Source organism: Actinomycetospora sp. (assembly GCF_055612215.1).
Map to the genome: position 1 here is coordinate 1 of NZ_JBVPVA010000977.1, position 4,828 is coordinate 4,828.

A 4,828-nucleotide genomic window follows, 5' to 3' on the forward strand; every position below is an offset into this window, starting at 1 on the left:
GACGCCGCGGGCAGGACCGGCATCGCCTCGTAGCCGCGCAGGATGCGGGTCGGGCGACGGCGGGCCTCCCCGGCCGGGGCGAGGTCCGGGAACCGCTCGAACAGCGACCGGAGCGCGACCTCGCCCTCCATCCGGGCCAGCGCCGCCCCGAGGCAGTAGTGGATGCCGCTGGAGAAGGCGACGTGCTCGCGGGCGTTGGCCCGAGCCACGTCGAATCGCGCGGGATCTCCGAAGACGTCCGGGTCGCGGTTGGCGCCGGCGAGCACCGTCACCACCAGGGATCCCGCCGGGATCGCCACGCCGGCCACCTCGGTGTTACGCCGGGCCCGCCGCGCGGTGCGCGTGACGGGGGACTCCACGCGCAGCACCTCGTCGACCGCCGTGGGCCACAGCGCGGGGTCGGCGGCGAGCCGTTCCCGCTGGTCCGGGTGGTCGAAGAGCAACCGGCTGCCGTTCGCGATCAGGTTGACCGTCGTCTCGAACCCCGCCGCCAGCACGAGCAGGGCCGTCGAGACCAGTTCGCGCTCGGTGAGCCCGCTGCCGTCGTCGTCGGCCACGGTGACGAGCTGGGAGAGCAGGTCGTCGCCCGGGTCGGCGCGCAGCCGGCGCAGGTGCTCGGTCATCCACCCGTGCAGGGCCGCGACGTTGCGCTGGACCAGCGACCACCGGCCGTACGGCAGCCCGAGGTCCAGCGACGCGGCGGCGCCGTCGCCCCAGGTCAGGAACTGTTCGCGCATCGACGTGGGGACGCCGAGCATCTCCGAGATCACGGTGACCGGCAGCAGGCTCGCGTAGCGCTCGACGAGGTCGATCGGCCCGCCGTCGGGACGGGCGAGGGAGTCGAGCAGGTCCGTCGCGATCTCCTCGGTGCGCCCGCGCAGCGCGGCGACCCGGCGCGCGGTGAAGGCACGGGTGACCAGCCGCCGGTACCGGGTGTGGTCCGGGTCGTCGACGGCGAGCATCGACGGCGGGTCGATCGGCCCCGGGTGCGGCGGCGGGCCCGCGAGGCGCAGGGCGAACCGCACGGCCGCCGGCATGGCCTCGTCGCGGTCGGCCACGCCGAAGTCCTCGCTGCGCAGCACCTCGGTGCACACGTCGTGGTGCACGCTCACCCGCGAGAACGCCCCCCGGGCGAAGGGCCGCTGCTCGCGCAGCCGCTCGTAGTGGGCGAACGGGTCGCCCTGCAGGTCCGGGTCGAGCAGCAGCGCCGCGTCCGGGTTGCCCCCGCGCGCCTGCCGTCGGATCGCCGCCCGCATGAGCCCGTGTGTGGCCGCCCACCGCAGCGTGCTGCGCACCGCCATGCCCACCTCCCGGTCGATTTGGTACGCAACGGTACCGATCATCGGCGCGACGCGTCGAGTCGGCGCCCACGGGTACTCCCGACTCCGTGCGCACCTCCCTCTCCGCCCGCGGGCCCGTCTCCCCCGACGAGGCCTGGGAGCGCTACGCCGACCTGGACCGCTGGCCGGGGTGGGCGCCCCAGATCAGCGGCGTCGACGCCGCCCGACGCCGGCTCGAGCCCGGCCTCACGGGCACGGTGCGGGCCGCCGGTCTGCTGCACGTGCCCTTCGAGGTGCTCGCCGTCGACGAGACGGCCCGCACCTGGTCGTGGCGGGTGCGCGTCGGCCCGGTCCGGCTGGTGCTGCACCACGGGGTGGAGCCGTTCGGCGACGGCACCCGATCGTGGCTGGTGACCGAGGGCCCGGCCCTCGTCGTCGCGCCCTACACGCCGATCGCCTTCGTCGCCCTGCACGCCCACGTGGGCCCGCACGCCCGCGCCCTGCACGGCTGAGACCCCCGCCCGTGAGCCCCGACGACGTGGTCCGGCTGGTGCTGGTGTCCGACACGCACCTGCCGTCGCGTGCCAAGGAGATCCCCGACGAGGTGTGGGCGGCGGTCGCGGAGGCCGACCTCGTCGTGCACGCCGGCGACTGGACCGAGCCCGACGCCCTCGACCTGTTCGAGGCCCGCTCGCCGCGCCTGCTCGCGTGCTGGGGCAACAACGACGGCGACGAGCTCCGCGCCCGGCTGCCCGAGGTGGCCCGGGCCGAGGTCGGGGGCCTGCGCCTCGCGGTGATCCACGAGACCGGCGACGCCCGCGGCCGCGCCCGGCGCGCCGACGCGTGGTTCGGGCCGGGCTCGGACGATCCGGCCGACGTGCTCGTCTTCGGCCACAGCCACATCCCGTGGGACACCAAGACGCCGGGCGGCCTCCGGCTGCTCAACCCGGGCTCCCCGACCGACCGCCGCCGCCAGCCGTCCTGCACGTTCATGACCGGGACCGTCGCCGGTGGCGTCCTCACGGTCGCGCGACACGACCTCCCGCAGCGCGCCCGGCCGCGTTCCCGCTGATCACCGGCGGTGAGCGGCCGCGCGGCGGGCCGGGTCCGCGGGGTCCGCGTCATGGCCGTCCAGCACGATCTCGCCGATCGGGAGCAACGCCGGACCGGTCACGACCGTCCCCCTGCACGAGCACGGTCAGTGATGGCCGTACCGTTCCCCCGTCACGTCGACACGCAATGCGACGGTGCACCAACACTGACATCGCCCGAACAGCACACCGACTGGAGGACGGCGCTCGGCTCCGGACCCGCCGCACGGCGGGGACGAGGCACGACGCCACGACGACGAGGGCCCGCGACCACCGCGGTCCCCTGCCATCGAGACGAAACGGCCCGATGACGCTTCTTGCCGAGAGACCTGCCGACGAGGTCGACGAGTCCGAACTCGTCGTCGGTCGTCGCATCCAGGAGTTCTCGCAGCTGGCGGGACCGATCCGCGAGCTGGACGGCGACGGTCACGACTACCAGGTGTCCTACCGGGGGGTCGAGCTCGTCCACGGGCGTGGGCGGGTGTGGCGCTCGCTCGCCGTCGCGGCGTTGAACTTCGCCTTCGAGGCCCTCTTCTTCCTCTGGCTGCTCCACCCCTCGCACCGCCCGGGGGTCAACGGCCCGCTGATCGCGCAGTACGCGAACTGGGTCGTCATCGGCTCGATCGGCCTGATGGAGCTCCTGCGGCTGATCAACGTCTTCTCGCTGTCCCTGGCCTCGGTGATCTCGCGCGACCCGGTCCCGGTCCCGCCGCAGCCCAACCAGCGGATCGCCTTCCTCACCACGATCGTGCCGAGCAAGGAACCGATCGACGTCGTCCGCGGCACGCTGCAGGCCGCGCTGCGCATCCGCTACCAGGGCATCCTCGACGTCTGGATCCTCGACGAGGGCGACGACCCGGCGGTGCGCGCGATGTGCCGCGAGCTCGGGGTCAACCACTTCACCCGCAAGGGGATCGAGCAGTACAACCGCAAGAAGGGCCCGTTCAAGGCCAAGACCAAGCACGGGAACTACAACGCGTGGGTCGCCGAGCACGGGGACTCCTACGAGATCTTCCTGTCGGTCGACCCGGACCACGTCCCGCTGCCCAACTACGCGGAACGCATCCTCGGGTACTTCCGCGACCCGGACGTCGCCTTCGTCGTGGGCCCGCAGTGCTACGCCAACGACGAGACGTTCGTGACGCGGGCCGCCGAGTCGCAGCAGTTCCCGTTCCACTCGCTGATCCAGCGGGCGGCGAACCGCTACAACGCCGCGATGCTGGTCGGCACCAACAACGCCCTGCGCATCAGCGCCCTCAAGGGCGTCGGCGGCCTCTCGGACTCGGTCACCGAGGACATGGCGACCGGCCTGAAGTTCCACACGCGCCGCAACCCGCAGTCCGGGGCCCGCTGGAAGTCCGTCTACACGCCGGACGTCCTCGCGGTCGGCGAGGGCCCGTCGTCGTGGGGCGACTTCTTCTCCCAGCAGATGCGCTGGTCGCGCGGCACGTTCGAGGTGCTGCTGACCGAGTTCTGGAAGCGGCTGCCGATGCTCTCGCCGGGCCGCGCGCTGCACTACTGCCTGATCACGACGTTCTACCCGTCGATGGCGATCGGGTGGATCCTCGGCGCGGTCAACGCGGTCCTGTTCCTCTCGCTCGGGGTCCAGGGCGTCGTCGTGCCCGTCCAGCTCTGGTTGGCGCTCTACATCGACGCCACCGCCTTCCAGCTGTGGGTCTACCTGCGCAACCGGCGCTACAACGTCAGCCCCTACGAGGCCGAGGGCTCCTCCGGCGTCAAGGGCATGCTGATGTCGATCTTCGCCTCGCCCATCTTCGCGGCGTCGCTGATCGCGACCCTGCTCCGGCTGCCCGCCCGGTTCGTGGTGACGCCCAAGGGGCTGTCCTCGACCTCGGACCACATCCTGACCTTCCGCCGCCACCTGCAGTGGGCGCTCGTGCTGGTCGTCGCCATCGTGACCTCGATCGTCATGGGCTACGCGGCGCCGGCAGTGCTGCTGTGGCCGGTGGTGGCGCTGCTCGCCTGCCTCGCGCCGCCGGCGCTGTGGATCGTCGAGCGGGTCGTCGGGCGCCAGCCGGTGCTCACCGCGGAGGGCCCCCGCACCGCGGACGGGCGCACCGGCATCACCACCGAGTCCCTCCAGCGGGCGGCGATCGACGCGCTCATCGCCCAGGGACCGGACTCCGCTCCGTTCCGCTCGCCGTTGGCCGACCAGCTCCCCGACGGGTGGGTCCGCACCGGTGTCCCGGCGGCGGCCGGCGCCGCCGGGTCGGACGCCCGCACGACGGCGGTGCGGCCCGACGAGCACGGGCGCGGGGCGCGCGAGGTCCCCTCGGGCGAGCGCTATCGACCGCTGCCGGCCGGGTGGCTGCGCGGCGGGGACGACGCGGCCGAGACCGAGGTGCGTCCCGCGGGTGCGCCCTCGGGTCCGCGCCCGAACGGGCTGCGGCCCCGTCCGGTGCCGGCGCCCGGCGAGCACCGGCCCCGCCCGGGCGG

General features: G+C 73.8%; 4 protein-coding genes. 3 read left to right on the plus strand and 1 reads right to left on the minus strand.

The features are described 5' to 3' along the window. The coding region (locus AC0CYZ_RS26575; RefSeq protein ID WP_472220956.1) for a cytochrome P450 at positions 1 to 1,301 on the minus strand (1,301 nt) is incomplete at its 3' end. Between the two features lie 86 nt (positions 1,302 to 1,387). On the opposite strand from AC0CYZ_RS26575, the gene AC0CYZ_RS26580 reads away from it, so the two are divergent. From AC0CYZ_RS26580 to AC0CYZ_RS26590, 3 genes are all read left to right on the plus strand, one after another. Then, entirely contained in the window at positions 1,388 to 1,792 is a 405-nt protein-coding gene (locus AC0CYZ_RS26580) for an SRPBCC family protein (protein ID WP_472220958.1), read from the plus strand. A gap of 11 nt (positions 1,793 to 1,803) precedes the next feature. Continuing rightward, positions 1,804 to 2,352 (plus strand): metallophosphoesterase family protein, encoded by a 549-nt coding sequence (locus tag AC0CYZ_RS26585; RefSeq protein WP_472220960.1) that lies wholly within the window; start codon positions 1,804 to 1,806, stop codon positions 2,350 to 2,352. A 326-nt stretch (positions 2,353 to 2,678) separates the two neighbouring features. After that, positions 2,679 to 4,828 (plus strand): glycosyltransferase family 2 protein (locus tag AC0CYZ_RS26590; protein ID WP_472220962.1); only part of this gene is annotated, 2,150 nt, incomplete at its 3' end.